The sequence below is a fragment of the Bradyrhizobium sp. UFLA05-153 genome, from assembly GCF_054185185.1.
In genome coordinates, this window is the sequence record NZ_JBBIAM010000277.1 from 1480 (window position 1) to 2680 (window position 1201).

General features: G+C 63.9%; 1 protein-coding gene. It reads left to right on the forward strand.

All coding sequences use genetic code 11. From position 1 onward, the window contains the following. On the forward strand, window positions 1-1124 hold a 1124-nt coding region (tnpC, locus tag Q2941_RS51220; protein WP_458197489.1), incomplete at its 5' end, for an IS66 family transposase. Window positions 1125-1201 lie beyond the last annotated feature (77 nt).

Sequence of the window (1201 nt, forward strand, 5' to 3'; positions counted from 1 at the left end):
GGATCAGCCAGCCGCCGGCGCCGTTCCATGCCACGCCGCGCGGCTTCATCGGCCCGCAATTGCTGGCGACGATCTTGTTCGACAAGTTCGGCATGCACATCCCGCTCAATCGCCAGAGTGCGCGCTTTAAAGCCGAGAGGATCGACCTGTCGTTGTCGACTCTGGCGGATCAGGTCGGCCACGGGACCTTCGCCGTCATGCCGCTCTTCCACTTGATCGAACGTCATGCGCTCGCTGCCGAGCGCCTTCATGGCGATGACACCACCATCCGGATCCTTGCGAAGGGCAAGTGCACGACCGGGCGGATCTGGAGTTATGTGCGGGATGACCGGACCTTCGCCGGGCCCGCGCCGCCGGCGGCGGTCTATTACGCCTCGAGCGACCGACGAGGCGAACACCCGCAGAGGCATCTGGCCGCCTTCGCCGGCATCCTGCAGGCGGATTGCTACAGCGGCTTCGAGCCGTTGTTCGATCCGCGAAAGAAAGCGACGCCGATCACACCGGCGTTTTGCCTGGCTCATGCGCGGCGGGGCTTCTTCGAGCTGGCTGACATCGAGAAGAATGTCCGGGAAGGTAAGAAAGGCAAACCGGTCTCTCCGATCGCGCTGGAGGCCGTCAGGCGCCTGGATGCGTTGTTCGAGATCGAGCGCGCCATCAATGGCCGTAGCGCCGACGAGCGGCGCGCCATGCGCCAGGAAAAGAGCAAGCCACTTCTCGACGACATGCACGCCTGGTTGCTCCGCGAGCGCGAAACCCTCTCGCGCTCTGCCGAGGTTCTGAAGCCCATGAATTACATGCTCAGGCGCTGGGACGACTTCGCCCACTTCCTTGACGATGGCAGAATCTGCTTGACCAACAATTGCGCTGAGCGCGCATTGAGAGGCATCGCCTTGGGAAGGCGCAACTGGACCTTCGCCGGCAGCCAGCGTGGTGCCGACCGTGCCGCCATCATGCTGACGATGATCACGACCTGTCGTCTCAACGACGTCGATCCCAAGGCCTGGCTCGCCGACGTCCTGGCCCGTATCGCCGATCATCCCACATTGCGTCTGCACGAGCTGCTGCCCTGGGAATGGAAGCTCCTGCGCCAAGCCGACAAGCCCACCGATCAGCGAGCCGCCTGACCTTCACCCAACGCCATCATAGACCTCGCCGTGCCCGCGCGCATGCGTCAATCAGGCGGCCTTCGACGTGTGCGTAC